The sequence below is a fragment of the Rhizobium herbae genome, assembly GCF_017873135.1.
In the GTDB taxonomy this organism is placed as follows: domain Bacteria; phylum Pseudomonadota; class Alphaproteobacteria; order Rhizobiales; family Rhizobiaceae; genus Pararhizobium; species Pararhizobium herbae.
In genome coordinates, this window is sequence record NZ_JAGGJV010000006.1 from 90,457 (window position 1) to 108,769 (window position 18,313).

At 60.1% G+C, this 18,313-nt stretch carries 14 protein-coding genes and 1 pseudogene; 12 read left to right on the forward strand and 3 right to left on the reverse strand.

Going from position 1 to position 18,313, the window contains the following annotated elements; genetic code table 11:
* Positions 1-3: 3 nt before the first annotated feature.
* Positions 4-840, reverse strand: a complete 837-nt coding sequence (gene kduI, locus J2Z75_RS17015) for a 5-dehydro-4-deoxy-D-glucuronate isomerase (RefSeq protein WP_234937396.1) — start codon at positions 838-840, stop codon at positions 4-6.
* A gap of 120 nt (positions 841-960) precedes the next feature.
* Positions 961-2,244 (reverse strand): ABC transporter substrate-binding protein, encoded by a 1,284-nt coding sequence (locus tag J2Z75_RS17020; protein ID WP_209853960.1) that lies wholly within the window; start codon positions 2,242-2,244, stop codon positions 961-963.
* A gap of 187 nt (positions 2,245-2,431) precedes the next feature.
* Between J2Z75_RS17020 and J2Z75_RS17025 the strand changes: the two genes are divergently transcribed.
* The 7 genes from J2Z75_RS17025 (at position 2,432) to J2Z75_RS17055 (ending at position 10,915) form a co-directional block, all read left to right on the forward strand.
* Positions 2,432-4,990 (forward strand): hypothetical protein, encoded by a 2,559-nt coding sequence (locus J2Z75_RS17025; protein ID WP_209853961.1) that lies wholly within the window; start codon positions 2,432-2,434, stop codon positions 4,988-4,990.
* Entirely contained in the window at positions 4,987-6,051 is a 1,065-nt protein-coding gene (gene bglB, locus J2Z75_RS17030) for a beta-galactosidase BglB (RefSeq protein ID WP_209853962.1), read from the forward strand. Before J2Z75_RS17025 ends, bglB begins: the two co-directional genes overlap by 4 nt.
* A gap of 66 nt (positions 6,052-6,117) precedes the next feature.
* Entirely contained in the window at positions 6,118-7,224 is a 1,107-nt protein-coding gene (locus tag J2Z75_RS17035) for an ABC transporter ATP-binding protein (RefSeq protein ID WP_209853963.1), read from the forward strand.
* Positions 7,221-8,240 (forward strand): carbohydrate ABC transporter permease, encoded by a 1,020-nt coding sequence (locus J2Z75_RS17040; protein ID WP_407692773.1) that lies wholly within the window; start codon positions 7,221-7,223, stop codon positions 8,238-8,240. Before J2Z75_RS17035 ends, J2Z75_RS17040 begins: the two co-directional genes overlap by 4 nt.
* Position 8,241: 1 nt before the next feature.
* Positions 8,242-9,285 (forward strand): carbohydrate ABC transporter permease, encoded by a 1,044-nt coding sequence (locus J2Z75_RS17045; RefSeq protein WP_209853964.1) that lies wholly within the window; start codon positions 8,242-8,244, stop codon positions 9,283-9,285.
* Positions 9,286-9,289: 4 nt separating this feature from the next.
* On the forward strand, positions 9,290-10,324 hold the full coding sequence (locus J2Z75_RS17050) for a LacI family DNA-binding transcriptional regulator (RefSeq protein ID WP_209853965.1): 1,035 nt from the start codon (positions 9,290-9,292) through the stop codon (positions 10,322-10,324).
* A 153-nt stretch (positions 10,325-10,477) separates the two neighbouring features.
* A complete protein-coding gene (locus J2Z75_RS17055; protein ID WP_209853966.1) occupies positions 10,478-10,915 on the forward strand; it encodes a hypothetical protein in 438 nt (145 codons plus the stop codon).
* Here J2Z75_RS17055 and J2Z75_RS17060 read toward each other — a convergent pair.
* Positions 10,897-11,280, reverse strand: a pseudogene (locus J2Z75_RS17060) (glycerophosphodiester phosphodiesterase family protein); the annotation flags it as partial. The gene J2Z75_RS17055 and the pseudogene J2Z75_RS17060 sit on opposite strands and share 19 nt — an antisense overlap.
* A 386-nt stretch (positions 11,281-11,666) precedes the next feature.
* Between J2Z75_RS17060 and J2Z75_RS17065 the strand changes: the two are divergent.
* The 5 genes from J2Z75_RS17065 to J2Z75_RS17085 all read left to right on the forward strand — a co-directional run bounded on the left by J2Z75_RS17065 (position 11,667) and on the right by J2Z75_RS17085 (position 18,293).
* Entirely contained in the window at positions 11,667-12,440 is a 774-nt protein-coding gene (locus J2Z75_RS17065; protein ID WP_209853968.1) for an SDR family NAD(P)-dependent oxidoreductase, read from the forward strand.
* Positions 12,441-12,459: 19 nt separating this feature from the next.
* Positions 12,460-13,776, forward strand: coding sequence for a histidinol dehydrogenase (gene hisD / locus J2Z75_RS17070; protein ID WP_209853969.1), 1,317 nt, complete (start codon positions 12,460-12,462; stop codon positions 13,774-13,776).
* Positions 13,777-13,784: 8 nt separating this feature from the next.
* Entirely contained in the window at positions 13,785-14,801 is a 1,017-nt protein-coding gene (locus J2Z75_RS17075; RefSeq protein ID WP_209854304.1) for a zinc-dependent alcohol dehydrogenase, read from the forward strand.
* A 62-nt stretch (positions 14,802-14,863) separates the two neighbouring features.
* The gene (locus tag J2Z75_RS17080; protein WP_209854305.1) at positions 14,864-16,078 is read left to right on the forward strand and encodes a hypothetical protein; all 1,215 of its coding nucleotides are present in this window, start codon (positions 14,864-14,866) and stop codon (positions 16,076-16,078) included.
* 103 nt (positions 16,079-16,181) lie between these two features.
* Positions 16,182-18,293, forward strand: a complete 2,112-nt coding sequence (locus tag J2Z75_RS17085) for an oxidoreductase (RefSeq protein WP_234937397.1) — start codon at positions 16,182-16,184, stop codon at positions 18,291-18,293.
* The last annotated feature ends 20 nt before the right edge of the window (positions 18,294-18,313 follow it).

The following is an 18,313-nucleotide window of genomic DNA, read 5'->3' on the forward strand; positions in this document are numbered from 1 at the left end:
CAATCACCTCAGGTCTTTCGGGGAGATCATATCCATGTCTTCAAAGACCTGGTTTTCGCCCGACATTGCCCAGATGAAGGTGTAGTTCCCTGTTCCGCAACCCGAATGAATCGACCAAGGCGGCGATAGGACCGCTTCTTCATTGCGCATAATGATGTGGCGGGTTTCCTGCGGTTTTCCCATCATATGGAAAACGACAGCGTCCGGTGCCATGTCGAAATAGACATAGACCTCCATCCGCCGATCATGCAGATGGGCGGGCATGGTGTTCCAATTGCTGCCGGGAGCAAGCTTGGTCAGGCCCATCAAAAGCTGGCAGGTCGGCATGACTTTTGGGTGGAGATATCGGTAGATTGTGCGCTCATTATTGGTGTCCCGCGTGCCAAGCGTCACCGGTGAGGCTTCCTCGATCGTGACATGCTTGTTGGGATAGTGGGTGTGCGCGGGCGCACAATTGCCATAGAACTTGGCGGGATTGGCTGCATCATCGCTCGAAAACACGATGGTCCTTGCGCCTGCGCCGATATAGAGGGCTTCCTGCGGCCCCAATCCATAGACTTCGCCATCAACGCTGGCCTTGCCCGGTCCACCGATGTTGATCATCCCCATTTCCCGGCGCTGCAGCAGGAATTCGGTGCCGGTCACACCGGAAACATCGTTCGGCGCCTCGACCGTTCCGCCAACCGGGCAGACACCGAACACGATCACGCGGTCGTAGTGCGTGTAGGTCATGTTCATCGCATCGGGCGCAAAGAGGCCGGCGATGTGAAAATGCGCCCGCAGGCCGTCCGTGTCGAGCGTTCTGGCATGATCGGGGTGAATTGTGTCGCGAATGTCCATGGGGATTCCTTGATGTCTTGATTCAGGCAGAGCGCCGTGCATCCGCCCGATGCACGGCGCTCCGCTGAGGTGTGCAATCGGCGCTGCGGTCTGGAGCGACGCCGATTGCAGACGACGATGTTATTTGGCGGCGGCGGCGTATTTTGCGAGTTCGACATTTGCGCCCTTGGCATCGGCGGCCAACTGGGCATAGGTCTCTTCAAGCGTCAGTTCGCCAACGATCAACTGGCTCATGCGCTGAACGATGGAGCCGTAGACCGCGCTGGCGCCCTGGGTCCTTTCAATCGTGCGCGCTTCCTCCGGGACGTTGCCGACATTGCGGGCGAAGGCCTCCATCGACGATTTGGCGTTGGCGCTGTCTGTCTTGTATTGCGGATTGTCGATCTGGGCGCCGGTGAGGATCAGGAACTGCTCGGCAATGTCGCGTTGGACCTTTTCCGAGCCGAGGAATTCGATGAGCTTGGCGGCGGCTTCAGGCGACTTGGTATGCTGGAAGGCGACGACGAATGTCGACCCCGGCATCGGCACGCAGCCGGCGTCGCCGCAGGGCGGGTCGATTGCCGTCCAATCGAACGCGTCGCCGATCTTCGTGACGAATGGATTGACCATCCAGTTTCCGGCCAGATAGGTCACGACATTGCCGTTGGCGAATTCGTCGCCCATGTTCTTGTAGCGCGTTCCGCCGGCAGCGCCCCACATCTCCTTGGGAAACGCGCCGGACTGGGTCCATTTGTAGAGGTCGGCGATGTAGCGCTTGGCCGCGTCGTCGGGGAAGATCAGCTGCCCCTCCTTGAGGAAATGGGCGCCGTAGGAAAAGGCCGGGCCGGCGAAGCGATGCCCGGAGCGGTCCATGGTGAAGGGGATTTCGACGCCGGTGGCCTTCGCGACCTTGACCGACGCGTCGACGATTTCAGCCAGCGTCGCCCCCTTGGCGGGCAGCGGAACGCCGGCCTGCTCGAACAGGGTTACATTGACGAACGGCTGGTTGAGCGTCTGCGAGGCGACATAGCCGCCGATCTTGTCCGGTGCCGTACCCGGGGTGCGGATCAGCTCCAGCGACTTTCCGTGCAGCTTCGCAAAGCCGTCCGGGTCCTTCATATAGGGCCGAAGATCGGCCGTGTATCTCAGAAGATCGGTGGCCGTTATCTTAGCCACGTCCGGGCCCTTGCCGACGGACAGCTGAAGCGGCAGCTGTTCCATCATCTGGGCATAGCCGGCCGTGACGAAATCGACGGTGATATCCTTGTTCTCCGCTTCGAACTGGTCAACCAGTTTTTCCATCATGGCGACATAATTCGGGTCGTCATCGGTGAAGGCGAACGTGATCGTCGCGGCGAATGCCGGCACGGCTGCCGTACTCAAGGCGAGCGCCAGAGCGGTAATTTTCAAGGTTTTCAAGATCATGCATTCCTCCCGTTTTGGATATTTCCTACCTCAATGAAATAATTTTCACAACTTGCATCATTAAATTTCATTGCCTCAGCCCGATTTAATCGCTATTTCTACAGATAAGTCAATAAAAATGAAATACGAAATGTGGAGGTCGCGAGAATCAATGAAAACAATTTCATTGAAAACTCCAAGAGATGAAATGGAACCCGACGGGCTTGCTGCCGGCGCGACGCTCTGGCCGGTTGCGCCGGGTGAAGCGTTGAACCGCTGGCACGTCAGTGCCGCGGATGTCGAATATTTTCCGGGAAAAGCCCGGCCGATGCCGGACGCAATCGACTACCGTTTCATCAACGGATGGGTTGCGACCGGTGATCTGCCCTGCCGTGAAGCGCTGCGTGCGCGGCTTCTCACACGTGATATCCAGCTGCCGGAATCCATCGATTTTTCCAACATCTATCTTGGCGGTGAAGACGCCCGCGTCGATTTTTCCACTTTCTGTTTCCGCCCGCTTCTCATCCGTCGCTGGATGCGCTGCATCGTGAATGCGAATATGGCGCAGATGGTGCGCTTTGCCGCTGAAACCTGTGGCGGTATGCATGTCTGGCTCAATGAAAAGAAGGTGCTGGCGCATGAACCCTATGATCGCAACATCGCGCATTCGGCGACCTTCTCCGCCGATATTCCGCAGGGCGAAAGCATTCTCACCGTGTTTCTCGAGGACTTGCACGAGCGTGACACCAGCTGCTTCTTTAGGCTGACATTGCTGGAAGGAAAGGGGCTTGCTGCCGGCATTCAGGCCGAGATCGACAGTCATTCCATGCGCGAGGTCGAGGCGACGCTGAACGGTCTTCGAACCGACCGGCTATTCTATGACAAGGGCACCGTGCGCGTCATCGCGGACTACCTGCCTGACCGCCCGGTGGAAATCGAACTCGGTCCCGACTGGCATCCCTCCGAAACGGTGACGATGAACGTGCTGCCGGATGGCGTGGGCAAGACGGCGCAGCCGATCCGCTTTACGATCTCCAAAGACAGTCCGACAGCGGACTTGTTCGATATCGCTGGCCTGAGAGCCGGGTGCATTTCTCTGACCTTCGTCGTTCAGATCGGTGGCGTGCGGATCGAGCGAGGGCTTGGCACCTCCATCCTGCCGCCACCGCTGTCGCTTGATCAGAGCCATATCGCTGACCGCAAGCGGGCGGCACTCGATGTCATGGCTGCCGGTGGCAAGAATGAGCCGTCGCGGGCCCTGGTCCTGCTGGCGCTGAATAAGGAGCCGGAGCAGGCATTGGGGCTGATCGAGAGTGCGCTGCCATCCGTCATCGAGCGCCATGACTGTGCTGATTTCTGGCTGTTGCCGCTCCTGTGGATCTACCGCAAGTATGAAGGTACCCAGCTGCCGGACGAAACATGGCAGACGCTGCGCAGCGTCATCCTCGATTTCCGCTATTGGCTGGATGAGCCTGGCAATGACGTGATGTGGTACTGGAGCGAGAACCATGTCCTCTGCTTCCATATTGCCCAATACCTGGCCGGCGACCTGTTCCCGGACGAGATTTTCGCAAACAGCGGCAAGACCGGCGCCCAGCATCGGGCGCAGGCCGAGGCGCGGCTGCACCGCTGGTTCGATGCGGTCGATGCGCACGGTCTCGCCGAATGGAACTCGGCCGCCTACTACCCGATCGACTTTCTCGGGCTGTTCACGCTGTTTGAAAACGCCGATGATCCACGCTTGAAGGAGCGGACCGCCAAGCTGCTGGACGAGATCTTCGTCATGACGGCTCTGCACACGCTTGAAAGCGTTCCGTCCGGGTCACAAGGCCGCATCTACGAAAAGGAACTGTTTGCGGGGTCGGCAACCGAACTTGCCTCTGTCGCAGCAATCGCCTTTGGCGGTACCTGGTATGCAGGACATGATCGCGCGGCTGCTCTCTTTGCCCTGTCGGACTACGAACCGCCGACGATCACCAGCAGTTTTGCATTTCCGCCCAAAGGCAGGCGGCTTACGGCCCGCTATACGCAGGGGCTGAACATGAACGCCAAGCTTTCGCTGTGGAAATGCGCGGATGCGCAATTGTCGAGCGTCGCGGAATACAAGACCGGCGAACTCGGCCATCAGCAGCACATGGCCGATATCCAGCTTGCCGGGCATATGCTGGCGCGTTTCTGGATCAACCATCCGGGTGACCTCAAGGTCTGGGGCGGCAGCCGACCGTCCTACTGGGCGGGCAACGGTATCAATCCGCGCGTCGCCCAATATGACAATGTGGCGCTGACGCTGTTCGATCTGACCCGCCAGCCTCATCCCATCCGTTTTACCCATGTCTTCGTGCCGGTTGAGCTTTGTGACGAGGTTGTTGTCGAGACAAACTGGATCTTCGCGCGGGTCGCGGACGGGTATGTCGGCATTTACGGATCGTCTGCACTTGAGGCTCTCCAGCACGGCCTGTTTGCCGGCATGGAATGGCGCATGCACGCGGAAAAAGCCGGATGGCTGATGATGGCCGGCAGCGCGGAGACACACGGCGAATTTTCCGCGTTCCGGGAAAGCTGCCTTGCCCTTGCGCCACATTTCGATGCGGAGGCGGTCAGTCTGACACTCGATCACCCCGAGGGTAGGTTGCTGCTGCCCTTCGAGGGCGAACTGCAACGCGTCGGAACGCCCATGCCTTTCTCACCGCTTTCCACCGTGCCGCAGATCGGCGCGGATGGCGGCGCGCTTTATCCCTGGACTGACATCAAGGAGTTTTCCGCATGATCCCGGCCGCGGACATTACATCAGCCATTTCGCAGATATCCAGAGGCTTTCGCCGTTTGAAGGGAATCGGCGATGCTGCCAATGACGATACCGGCGAGATCGTCTTCGATGAATGGGACTGGGAGGTGGGCGTCGGGCTTTACGGATATTTCCGCGATGCTGAGGAGCGCGACGATCACGCCGCGTTCGGTCGGCTGATACGCTGGTACGAAAACCAGCTCGTCCGCGGACTGCCGCGCCGTCAGGTCAACTCCACTTCGCCAATGCTGGTGTTTTCCCTGCTTGCCGAAAAATTCGGCCGTGAGGACTGGAAGGCGATCGTCCACGACTGGGCGCAGTGGATTTTCGAGACGATGCCCCGGACCGAGGAAGGTGGTTATCAGCACCTCGTCAAGGAGCGTGACAATGAAGGTCAGCTCTGGGACGACACGCTCTTCATGGCGGTGCTGTTCATGACGACGGCTGGCCGGCTGTGCGGGCGGCCCGACTGGATCGAGGATGCGCATTACCAATATCTCTGCCATATCCGCTTTCTGGGTGATCCGCCGAGCGGGCTGTTCTTTCACGGCTGGACCTTTCTCGGCCGGCACAATTACGCGCGCGCTCTGTGGGCGAGGGGCAATGCCTGGATCACCATCGCCATTCCTGAACTCTTCCGCTTAGCCCCGCCAGAAGGCGCCACCGCCCGTTACCTGAAGGAAGTCTACCGCACCCAGGTCCGCGCCCTGCAGACTTTGCAGAACGAGCAGGGCATGTTCCATACGCTGCTTGACGATACAGCTAGCCCGATCGAATCGTCCGCCACGGCGGGTATAGGCTACGGCATCCTTGCCGGCATTCGGGAAGGGCTGATCGACGAGAGTTTCAGGGAAACCGCAGAGCGTTCGCTCAGCGCTATCCTGTCGCGCATCGACGAGACTGGGCTTTTGATGGATGTTTCGGACGGCACGCCGATGGGTGAGGATCTCGATTTTTACCGGCGGATCAAAAATCTGCCGACACCTTACGGGCAGGCGCTGGGTGGTCTGTTCCTGATGGAATCGAGACGGCAGGCGCGCTGACGGAGAGGCTGCGCGACCGTCTCGTTGAGGTTGCGCGTCCATCACGGAAATTGGGAGGAAAGAACAATGACCGCAATATCCATGAAGGATCTGCGCAAATCCTACGGATCGCTGGAAGTTATCCACGGTATCGATATCGAGGTGCAATCCGGCGAGTTCATCGCGCTTGTCGGGCCGTCAGGCTGCGGAAAATCCACCTTGCTGCGGATGATCTCCGGCCTTGAACCTATCTCGGCAGGGCAGATGAGTTTCGACGACCAGAGGGTGAACGAGCTTTCGCCGGCCCAGCGCCAGATCGCCATGGTCTTCCAGTCCTATGCTCTCTACCCGCATATGAGCGTGCGCAAGAACCTGTCCTTCGGGCTTGAAAACCTGCGCATGGACAAGGCGGAGATCAACCGCCGGGTCGATGCGGCAGCCAAATTGCTGGCGATCGATGGCTATCTCGACCGCAGGCCGAAGGCGCTCTCCGGTGGACAGCGCCAGCGTGTCGCGATCGGCCGGGCGATCGTGCGGCAGCCGCGCGTCTTTCTGTTCGACGAGCCGCTCTCCAATCTCGATGCGAAGCTGCGTGTCCAGACGCGCTCGGAAATCACCAAGCTGCACAAGCAGCTGAAGACGACGATGATCTACGTCACCCATGATCAGGTCGAAGCCATGACCATGGCGCAGAAGATCGTCGTTCTCAACAAGGGCAAGGTCGAGCAGATCGGCCGTCCACTCGACCTGTTCGAGCGGCCCGCCAATCTCTTCGTCGCCGGCTTCATCGGCTCGCCGCGTATGAATATCTATCCGGGCAAGGTCGTTTCGACCGACGGCGACGGTGTGATGCTCGACAGCCCCCATCTCGGCCGTTTCATCGTGCCGGGCATTGGCGTCGACGTTCAGGTCGGCAACGACGTCGCGATCGGCCTGCGCCCGTCCCATCTCAAGCTCGGGCCTGTGACGCCCGGTACGGGCGGCGGCACGATGACGGTGGAACAGGTCGAGAGCATGGGGCACGAAACCTTCGTCTACGGCCGTACCAGCCAGAGCGACGAATTGACGATCGTGCATGTGCCGGGGCATTTCGAGGCGGAAACCGGTTCAAGCCTCACCTTCACTTTCGATCCTGTCTTTGCCCATCTGTTTTCATCCGCCGATGGTCGGTCGCTCAAGGGAGCGCGGATATGAGCGCGCCGGCGAGCGTTGCGCCGCCTGCCGTTATACGCGGCGAGCGCCTCGGAGACGGGCTCGATGCGGCGATGCGGGTGGTGGAGGTGCCGATGGCTGCGTTGCAGCGGCTCCTGGGTGCGGCGCGCATGCCCTATGTCTTCATCCTGCCGAACATGGTGCTGTTCACCATCTTCGTCTTCGTACCGGTGGGCCTTGCCATCGCCTACGCCTTTACCGGCGGCACCAATCTTCTGATCTGGGACAGGCCCTATGTCGGGCTTGAGAATTTCAGGGCGCTGCTCGATTGCGGCAGCTATCTGGAGCCGTCCACATGCCGCTATAATCTTTTCTGGACCGCCGTCCATAATACCTGGTGGTATACGCTCCTCAACACGCTCGGCACGCTTTTTTTCGCGCTGGTGACGGCGCTTGTGCTCAATCGGCTGACGCGGGGACGCGGTTTCTTTCGCGCCGTCTTTTTCTATCCGGTGCTGTTGTCGCCGGTCGTCGTCGGTCTGATCTGGCAATGGTTTCTGGCGCGCGAAGGCTTGCTCAACGGCTTTCTGACGGACTGGTTCGATACGCGGATCATCTTCCTGCTTGACGTCGGCTGGTCGCGCGTCTGGGTCGTCTATGTCTCCATCTGGTTCCACATGGGCTTCTTCATGCTGATCATCCTTGCGGGCTTGCAGGCGATCCCGCGCGATATCTACGAGGCGGCCGAGATCGACGGAACCTCGCAATGGCGGCAGTTCTGGTGCCTCACCCTGCCGCTGCTGATGCCCAACCTGCTCGTCGTCACCGTGCTGCTCCTTATCCGCTCAGTTCAGGTTTTCGACGAAGCTTGGGTGCTGACCAATGGCGGCGGACCGGGTACGGCGAATACATTCATCGTGCAGTTCATCTATCAGACGGCCTTTTCGCCGGATCTCCGGCTTTATGGTCTGGCATCCGCGGCCTCCGTCCTGATGGGGATTGCACTGCTTGCCCTGACACTCTCGCAGCTCTGGCTCGCCAAGAAAGCGCAGGTCTGACATGATCGCTTTTCTCGCACGCACCCGGCATCCCGGCCGAACCGATATCACCGACTGGCTGGCCTGGGGCTGGGCCACTCTCGGGACGCTGGTCGTTGCCATCCCCATTGCCTGGGCTGTGATTTCCTCGCTGAAAACGGAAGCCGAGATCAACTCCTTTCCGCCGGCGCTCGTGCCGCGTGCTGCCCAGACGATCACCGTCGAAGGCCAGGAAAAACCCTTGTCGGTATGGATCAGGACGGCGCCCGATGGCAGCGAGCAGACAGTCGCGCTGGTCCGCCGAGTCGGACTGTCGGCGACGGTACTCGATCCTGCCAAACCGGAGGAGACCTTCCGGGTTCCTGTTACGGAACTGCGTCAGCTGAAGGAATTTCATCTGCAGTTCTCGAACTATACCGAGCCGATGAAGCAGTTCGATTTCCTGCGTTATCTCTGGAACACGGTGTTCGTGACGGTTGTGGCCACGGTTCTGACGCTGCTCCTGAATTCGATGGCGGCTTTCGCGCTGTCAAAATACCGCTTTGCCGGCCGCAACGCCATGTTCGCGCTGATCCTGTCGACCATGATGATCCCGCTGTCGGTGATCATGGTGCCGGCCTTCATGGTGATCGTAGGCTTGAACCTTGCCGACAATCTGTGGGGCGTGATCCTTTCGACGGTCTCGACGCCAACTGGCGTCTTCCTGCTGCGCCAGTATATGCTGACCATTCCAGACGACCTGATCGAGGCCGCCCGGGTGGATGCAGCCTCGGAATTCCGCATCTACTGGCGCATCGTGTTGCCGCTCTGCGCGCCGGCGCTGGCCGTGCTTGCCATCTTCTCTGTCATCTGGCGCTGGAACGATTTCCTCTGGCCGTTGATCGTTCTGTCGAGCCCGGAAAACTATACGCTGCAAATCGGGCTGAGCTCACTGCAGGGTCAGTTCAACGTGCAATGGCACTATATTCTTGCGATGACGGTCGTTACCTTGCTGCCGGTAACCGTGGTATTCATCTTCCTGCAGAAATATATCACCGAAGGCGTAGCCAGCAGTGGAGTGAAGTGACCTCGTGAGCATCAAGAAGATTGCGGAGCAGAGCGGTGTCTCCCTGAGCACGGTCAGTCACGTGCTGAATGGCACTGCGAAGATCTCCGACGGCGTGCGCGATCGCGTCATGACGGTTGCGCGCGAAAGCGGTTATCTCGATTCGCGCCTCCGCCGGGCCATGCAACCGACGTTGAAATCCGTCATGCTGGTGGCTTCAGCCGACAGGCTGCCGCAGAACGACACGAACTATGTCTCCTGGACCATTCTGGAAAGCCTGCGCAAGGAGTGCGCCACGCGTGGCGTCCAGATCAAGCCGCTGGTGACGGAGGGAAAACGGTTTACACCCGGACCGATCCTGAGCCGGATCAAGGAGACGCCCTCCGATGGGATCATCGTTTATTTCGACGAGAATCCGGAGTTGCTCGAAGCCGTGTCGCGGCTCGATCGCCCGGCATTGCTTCTGGCGGGGCAGGACCCAACGATGCGGGTCGGCTCCGTCGGTATCGGCAACCGTTATGGCGCGCGGCTCGGTGTCCAGCATCTGCTCGATCTCGGACACCGCAATATCGCGTTGGTGGGATGGCCGGGGCGATACACGATCCGCCAGCGGCAGGACGGCTATAGCGAGGCAATCCGCGACCACGAGGCAATCGGCGCGCGCGGCTCAATCATTATGATCGACAGTTTCGAGCCGGAGGAAGCAGCGAGCAGCATGCGACGCTGGCTGGAGGAAAACGGCGGCCTTGGAGACCTGACAGCGATGTTCTGTCTTGCCGACAACATCGCCATCGGTGTTGTTCAGGCGTTGAAGGAGCGAGGCTACCGGGTCCCCGAAGACGTTTCGGTTCTTGGTTTCGACGACATCCTGCGCGGCCAGATGATGGATCCGCCGCTTTCCACCGTGCACGCGCCGCTCGCTCAAATCGGCCGTATGGCGCTCGATGAGATGGAATATTGCCTGCGGACACTTGGCGAACAACTGCCTGCGCGTCGCGTGGAGCTGGGTTGCACGATCGTCGAGCGAGGGTCCTGCGCGCCGTTGGCAACGGCTCGCTAGCCAGCTCCAAGGGAGCCCAATCGGTGTCCATAGCCCCGTCCCCTGTGTCTTGAGCGCGTTGGGCGGGGTCCGGGGCAGGCGGGCGATATCCCGACCTATGACACCACCTATCCGCCCGCTTCGGCGACAGTGTTTCAGTCCGGACCGGTCACGTTGACCAACGGCCGGGTGATTGCCGGTAGCGACAGGATTGTCGACACTACAGCGGCAAAGAACCTAATCGTCGACGATTTCCGTCAACTGGAATTCAACGACCCAAGGACGGTTAAGTCCCTGCGCTACAATCTCTTTGTGCCGAAGAACTATGACGTCGGTAAATCCTATCCTCTGGTACTCTTCATGCACGATGCGGGCGCCACGAGCGACGTAACACGAACCACCCTGTTCCAGGGTCTGGGAGCAATCGCATGGGCGAGCCCCGCGGATCAGGCCAAGCGTCTTGCTCCGCAATTCGCGGAGATCATCGCCGATGACGATTCCAAGACTTCGGACGCACTCGATGCCACTATCAATCTGATCAAGGCGCTGACCGAGGAATACAGCGTCGACAAGAACCGGATTTACACCACGGCCAGTCGGGCGGCCGCATGATGTCGACCATGGCCGTCTGTTCGGCAATCGAGAGTCCAATCGTGGAATACCGCAAATTCTCCGTTCGTCGTCGGGTGAATGTCAAACTCAACGGCATCCGCACCGGCCTCGAAACTGGCTTTCATGGAAGCGATTGTATTCTCGATGAAAACGTCACCTGAAGGCAGCATTCGCGTTGCAGTGCAGGTGTCAGATTTGACGTTCGTCATATCGTATCGAGGTACAATGCCGCGATGTGCAAGAAGGATAGGTTCACCTGCTGGACGTGCGGCGAGAAGATTGGTGTTGAGAAGGAATATCGTCGATGAAACGACGGCAGCCAGAATTAACAAACTGATCGAAATCTTCTTCAATGCTTTCGACATAACGGTTCGGTACCCAAAACACCGAAGCTCATTACCGATCATGACCGATTTACGGCGAGAGCTCCCCATTGGGACGATGTAAGTGGGAAATTGCCGCCAGTCGGTGATACACGTTCACGCTTCGTGCTGCCTTAGCGTGCCTGTGGGAACAGACCTTGTTCCGACCCCAGATTGCCGCATAAACTGCACGCATGGGCGTGGCAAGAATCTGCCGCCAGAGCCGGATATATGTGAATATGATCGGTGGGTCGGCGGGTACTTCCGGAGATCGATGCCGGCGGCCATAGACCTGCCGGTCATTTTCGACTGTCACGTATAACGTGACTCGAAAAAGATGCTGCTTTGCAGCAGGCGGCGCGTCGTTGGCGGATGAGCAGGATGAGCATATGGATATCTCGGAACTTTTCGATCTGACAGGCCGCAAGGCGCTGGTCACAGGCGCCAGCCGTGGCATCGGCCAGGCGATTGCCGAAGCACTTGCCTCGGCTGGCGCTGATGTAGCCGTCACCGCGCGGGATCCAGGATCGCTTGAGGAAACCACGTCGCGGATAAAGGCGCTGGGCAGGCGCGCGCATGCGTTCGCGCTCGACGTGCTGGATGTCGGCGCTTGCGGTGAAGTCACCGCGACCGCGGCGGAAGCGCTTGGCGGGCTCGACATTCTCGTCAACAATGCCGGCTATGAAGAAATCAGGCCGTCGCTGGATGTCGATGAAGCGCTGTGGGACAAGATCGTTTCGACCAATCTCAAGGGCGCGTTTTTCTGCGCCCAGGCCGCCGCGCGGCAGATGCTGAACTCTGGAAAAGGCGGAGCGATCGTCAATCTCTGCTCATTGACCTCGTATGTGGGCGTGCCGACCGCCGTGCCATATGGATCGTCTAAATCCGGGCTGATGGGTATGACGCATGCATTGGCGACGGAATGGGCCGGGCTCGGCATCCGAGTCAATGCGATTGCGCCCGGTTATTTCCGCACCGGCATGACCGATGTGTTCTATCAGGATGAGGCCTGGCAGCAGGCAATGCTGGCAAAAATCCCGCAACGCCGGTTCGGTGCCATGGACGATGTCGCCGGCGCGGTGGTGTTTCTCGCCAGCGATTCCTCGGCCTATATCACCGGCACCTGCATCCCCATCGACGGCGGCTATCTCGCATCAATTTGAATTGTAACAGGAAAACACCATGTCCGACGTCTCCTTCCACGACTTTTCGAAGCTCGACAAAGCCGGCCGCGCTAGCCTGCTGCGCCGTTCGGAAACTGATCTTTCCGGCTTCATCGACAAGGTCAAGCCGATCATCGAAGCAGTGCGGACCGAAGGGGATGCCGCGCTGGTGCGCTTTGCGCGCGATCTCGACAAGGCCGATCTCGCTGGCAAAAGCCTGAAGGCCAGCGAGGCCGAATTCGATGCGGCCTTCGACAAGGTCGAAAAGGATGTCATCGACGCCATCAAGTTCGGCATCGACAATATCCGCCATTTCCACGAAGAACAGAAGCCGGAGGCGATGTGGCTGAAGGAAATGCGGCCCGGCGCCTATGCGGGCGACCGTTTCACGCCGATCAAGTCGGTTGCGCTCTATATACCGCGCGGCAAGGGAGCATTCCCATCGGTGACGATGATGACAGCGGTGCCGGCCGTTGTGGCCAGGGTACCTGAGCTTGCCATCGTCACGCCACCGGCGCCGGATGGCTCGGTGGATGCCGCGACATTGGTCGCTGCACGATTGGCCGGTGTCGAAACGGTCTACAAGGTTGGCGGTGCGCAGGCCGTTGCCGCCGTTGCCTATGGCACAGAGACGATCAGGCCGGCGCTGAAAATCGTCGGCCCTGGCAGTCCCTGGGTGGTTGCAGCCAAGCGGCTGCTCGGCGGCGTCATTGATCCTGGCGTGCCTGCGGGGCCGTCGGAAGCCATCATCTTCGCCGACGACACGGTCAAGGGCGGGCTTGCGGCACTGGATGTGCTGATCGAGGCCGAGCATGGGCCGGATTCGTCGGCCTATATCGTCACCCACAGCCGCCGCGTTGCCGAAGAGGCGCTGGCGGCACTTCCCGAGCATTGGGCAAGGATGACCGAGCAGCGCGTGGCATTTTCCAGGGCGGTGCTGACCGGCGCTTGCGGCGGCATCGTGCTGACCTCGTCGGTGGAGGAGAGCTATCGCTTTATCAACGACTATGCGCCCGAGCACCTCGAGATCCTGTCGACCGATCCGTTTGCGCATCTCGGCCATATCACCGAAGCCGCCGAGATCCTGATGGGGCCACATACACCGGTATCGATCGGCAATTTCGGACTCGGGCCGAATGCGGTGCTGCCAACCAGCCGCTGGGCACGCACCTATGGACCGCTTTCCGTCATCGATTTCGTCAAGCGCTCTTCGATCGGTTATGTCACGGCGTCGGCTTATCCCGAATTTGCCAAACACGCCAAAACCTTGGCGAGGTATGAAGGCTTTTCCTCGCATGAGCATGCAGTATCCGAAATCCGCAAGCAGTATCTGTGAGGATGACGATGAAGGCGGCGCGGCTTTATGCGGCAGGCGATATCAGGGTCGAGGAGATCGATCGGCCCGGTCCGCTCGAGGCAGGTTGGGTGCGCCTGCGGGTGACGGCGGCCGGCATCTGCGGCTCCGACCTGCACAACTTTCGCACCGGCCAGTGGATCAGCCGTTCGCCATCGATAGCAGGGCACGAATTTGCCGGCGTGGTGACAGAACTGGGCGAGGGCGTTTTTGGATTTTCGGTCGGCGACACGGTTGTCGCCGACAGCCGCTTCTGGTGTGGGCAATGCCCGGCTTGCCTGAGCGGGCGGCAGAATGTCTGCGTCAATCTCGGCTTTGTTGGCGAAGTCTGCGATGGCGGCTTTGCCGAGGAGACCGTCATCCCGGCGCGACTTCTGGTGAAGCACGAGCCTTGGCTTGAGCCGTCGGTCGCTGCTATGGCCGAACCGCTGGCGGTGGCTTTGCACGCCGTGCGCAAACAGGCTTTACCGAGTGGTGAGCCTGTTCTGATGGTTGGCTGCGGCCCGATCGGCGGGCTGGCGGCACTGCTGCTGTCGCGCCTGCATGATGGGCCGCTGCTGGTCGCCGACCGTAACATCTCGCGCGCAGCGCTGGTTGCGGAAGTCACCGGCGCTGTCATAGTCGATCTCGACAAGGGTGCCATTTCAGCGGCTTTGGGGGCTGGGGTGCTGCGCCACGTGCTCGATGCCACCGGCAATATCGCTGTCGTGAAGACGGTGCTCGATCTGCTTGGCGGCGGCGGATCGCTGGCTCTTGTTGGCATTACCCATGGGCGGATCGATCTTGACCCCAACGAGCTGGTCGAGCGCGAGATCGCGCTGCTTGGCTGCCACGCGTTCAAGGACGAGCTGCCAGATGCGGTCGCCATGCTGCCCGATCTGGCGGAGGCACTGACGCGGTTAATCGACAGGGAAATCGGCGTTGAAGACGTGCCTTCCGCCTATGCGTGGCTGCTTGGCGGCGAGGTAACGGGATTGAAAACTATCATCCGCTTCGGTGACCGATGATCATCAGCCGGACCGCCGAGATCCGCCGCCTAGCCGTCGATGATGAAGCGGCTGCAATCTCCCTGCTGTCTGCGCTGTTGCGCGAGCTCTTCGCGCTCGAGCCGCGAAATGTGGTTATCAACCGCGACCAGTACAGCCTCAACTCGTTGAATGGCTTCTTCGAAGCTGACGGCGAGGCACTGTTTTTCAAGTTTCATCAGGAGGAAGGTGAGGAGGTGATGTCCGGCGAGTATTACCGGGCCGATATCCTCGCCCGCGCTGGATTGCCGGTGGACCAACCCCTGCATATGTCCGTGCTGCCCGGCGAGCAGATCCTGATTTATCGGCGACGCAGTGATCCGCGATTTTCAGATGTCCTGCGAGGGCTCGATCTGGAGCCGGACGAACGAGCGGAAGCGGTGGCCATTGCCGCAGAGCGCCAGTTGTCGGGCAGGCTTCTCGAAGTGTACCTGCGGACGCTTCATCCGATCACACCGGAGCAGGCAGCGGATGAACCCATTCACCGGCTGTTTTACGAGCGGCTGATCGATCCGCCGGCAGGCACATTTCCCGGCGGCCGTTACAGGAATTTCTATGTCGGCCAGCAATTTGCCTTTCCCGGTGTCGAGCTTGATTGGGGCACATTTTCCACGGCAAGTATCGTCGTTAACGGCGTCCGCTACAGCGACACTATCGGCGAGCTTTTCAGCCGCGCCGCCGAGCGCCTGCGGCGAGAGCGCATGGCGGATGCTGGCGGCGTGGTGGCGCACGGCGATGCCCACAATGCCAATGTCTGGTACAGCACTGCGGTGGATGGCGCCAAACTCTGCTATTTTGATCCCGCCTTCGCCGGCGAGCACGTTCCAACCTTGCTGGCCGAGGTCAAGACGACGTTCCACAACATCTTCGCACATCCACTCTGGCTCTATGATCCCACCGAGGCCGCGTCCCGATATTCCGGCAAGGCGCGCTACGAGAAGGGCACCCTGTTTCTCGATAGCGACTGGCAGCTCAGCCGCGTTCGGGAGGGGTTGCTGGCGGTCAAGGCGGAATATTTGTGGCAGCCGCTGCTGGCGGAGTTGAAGGCGCGCGGGCTGCTGCCCGACGACTGGCGCCCGGTGATCCGGTCGGCGCTGTTTCTCTGCCCGACGCTGGTGATGAACTTGCGCGCCGGTGCCACAAGCCATAATCCCTTGTCGTCAGCGATTGCCTTCGCGGTAGCAGCCATGGTCGGCAGTGAGCCTGTGGAGGGCGAGGATATGGTCACCCGGTTTCTGGATCGGATAACGCCCGCATAATCCCTCTGTTTTTGTTTTTCTGAAGCAACCACGTTTTTTTCACTACTTTCCTGAAGCTCGGCAATATGGCTCATATGCCGACTGGATTTGAGGAATCGCTGAAATGGACGAGATGCTGAGTTGGGGAACGAAATTGGCTCGTCCCGCGCGCTACGACGTGCTGTTCGAACCCGTCAAGATCGGCCCGGTCACGGCGCGCAACCGCTTCTACCAGGTGCCGCATTGCAACGGCATGGGCTATCGCGACCCGACGGCGCTCGCGCATATGCGCGGCGTCAAGGCCGAGGGCGGCTGGGCAGTCGTCTGCACCGAACAGGTCGAGCTGCACCACACATCCGAAATTACCCCGTTCATCGAGCTGCGTCTCTGGGACGACCGCGATATCCCGGCATTGGCGCGCATGGCCGACAAGATCCATGAGCATGGCAGTCTCGCCGGTATCGAGCTTGCCTATAACGGCATGAACGGCTCGAACCTCTATTCGCGCGAAGTGCCGATGGGGCCTGCGCATCTGCCGGTCGCCACCTTCATGTATGATCCGGTGCAGGCGCGTCGGATGGACAAGGAAGACATTGCCAATGTCCGGAAATGGCATCTCGCCGCCGTCAAGCGTGCCAAGCTTGCGGGCTTTGACCTCATATACGTCTATGCAGCGCATGCGCTCGGTTTCCTGCATCATTTCCTGTCGCGCCGCTACAATCAGCGCACCGACGAATATGGCGGTCCGATCGAGAACCGTATCCGGCTGCTGCGCGAAATTACCGAGGAGACAAAGGACGCTGTCGGCGATACCTGCGCCGTACCGGTGCGCATTTCGGTCGATGAGTTGCTGGGCGAGGGCGGGCTCTACAAGGAAGAGGTCGAGGACATGATCGGGCTGATGGCCGACCTGCCGGATCTCTGGGACGTGACGCTGGCCGGCTGGGAGAACGACAGCCGTACCTCGCGCTTTTCGGAAGAGGGCGCGCAGGAGCCGTTCATCGAAGGCATCAAGCGGTTGACCTCGAAGCCGGTGGTTGGGGTGGGACGTTATACGTCAGTCGACCGCATGGTCAGCCTGGTCAACAAGGGCATTCTCGACATGATCGGCGCCGCACGGCCATCGATCGCCGACCCTTTCCTGCCGAAGAAGATCGAGGAAGGTCGCTTCGACGACATCAGGGAATGTATCGGCTGCAATATCTGCGTATCGGGCGATTTTACCCAGTCACCGATCCGCTGCACGCAAAACCCGACCATGGCCGAGGAATGGCGCAAGGGCTGGCACCCCGAAAAGATCCGTCGCCAGCAAAGCGAAAAGCCGGTGTTGATCATCGGCGGCGGCCCGACCGGGCTTGAGGCTGCGCAGGCGCTCGGCAAGCGGGGTTACGAAGTGACGCTGGCGGAAGCGAACAAGGAACTCGGCGGCCGCGTGCTGCAGGAATCGCGGCTGCCGGGCCTCTCCGCCTGGGTCCGCGTGGCCGATTACCGCAAGCTGCAGCTCAACCAGCTTGCCAATGTCCATATCTATTTTGATAGCCGGCTCACCGCCGATGATGTGCTGGGCTTTGGCATTCCGCGCGTGGCGATCGCTACAGGTGCGACTTGGCGCAAGGATGGTGTCGGGCATGCGTTCACGCTGCCTATCCCGATCGAGGAGGGGGCAGCGGTCTATTCGCCGACGGATGTCATGAGCGGCAACTGTCCCGCCGGCGCCCGGGTCGTGGTGTTCGACGACGACCACTATTATATGGGCGGCGTCATGGCCGAACTGATGGCCGAGAAGGGCTGCGACGTGACCTATGTCACGCCGGCATCCGAGGCCTCGACCTGGACGCGCAACACCATGGAACAGCATTTCATCCAGAAGCGGATGCTGGAAAAGGGCATCAAGATCCGCTCGTTTACGCTGGTGAAATCGATAGGAAGGCAAGAGACCGTTCTGGCCTGCACCTTCACCGGCAAGCAGGAGCGAGTTGCCGTCGATGCCGTCGTGTTGGTCACTGCCCGACTGCCGAACGAAGAACTGCTGCTTGATCTCAAGGCACGCCAGGCCGAGTGGGCGGATTCAGGTATCGAGAGCATCGTGGCGATCGGTGATGCCCAGGCCCCGGCCACCATCGCGCATGCGACTTACGCCGGCCACCGCTATGCCGAGGAACTCGATGGCGCACCGCTTGCCGAAGGCCAGTTGCCGTTCAAGCGCGAGATCGCCGAACTTCTTCCCCTGATATAAGAAACGACATAAAAAAGAAA

Coding starts and splice junctions, on each gene's coding strand:
- kduI (WP_234937396.1), bottom strand. CDS start 840: ATGGACATTCGCGACACAATTCACCCCGATCATGCCAGAACGCTCGAC.
- J2Z75_RS17020 (WP_209853960.1), bottom strand. CDS start 2,244: ATGATCTTGAAAACCTTGAAAATTACCGCTCTGGCGCTCGCCTTGAGT.
- J2Z75_RS17025 (WP_209853961.1), top strand. CDS start 2,432: ATGGAACCCGACGGGCTTGCTGCCGGCGCGACGCTCTGGCCGGTTGCG.
- bglB (WP_209853962.1), top strand. CDS start 4,987: ATGATCCCGGCCGCGGACATTACATCAGCCATTTCGCAGATATCCAGA.
- J2Z75_RS17035 (WP_209853963.1), top strand. CDS start 6,118: ATGACCGCAATATCCATGAAGGATCTGCGCAAATCCTACGGATCGCTG.
- J2Z75_RS17040 (WP_407692773.1), top strand. CDS start 7,221: ATGAGCGCGCCGGCGAGCGTTGCGCCGCCTGCCGTTATACGCGGCGAG.
- J2Z75_RS17045 (WP_209853964.1), top strand. CDS start 8,242: ATGATCGCTTTTCTCGCACGCACCCGGCATCCCGGCCGAACCGATATC.
- J2Z75_RS17065 (WP_209853968.1), top strand. CDS start 11,667: ATGGATATCTCGGAACTTTTCGATCTGACAGGCCGCAAGGCGCTGGTC.
- hisD (WP_209853969.1), top strand. CDS start 12,460: ATGTCCGACGTCTCCTTCCACGACTTTTCGAAGCTCGACAAAGCCGGC.
- J2Z75_RS17075 (WP_209854304.1), top strand. CDS start 13,785: ATGAAGGCGGCGCGGCTTTATGCGGCAGGCGATATCAGGGTCGAGGAG.
- J2Z75_RS17085 (WP_234937397.1), top strand. CDS start 16,182: ATGGACGAGATGCTGAGTTGGGGAACGAAATTGGCTCGTCCCGCGCGC.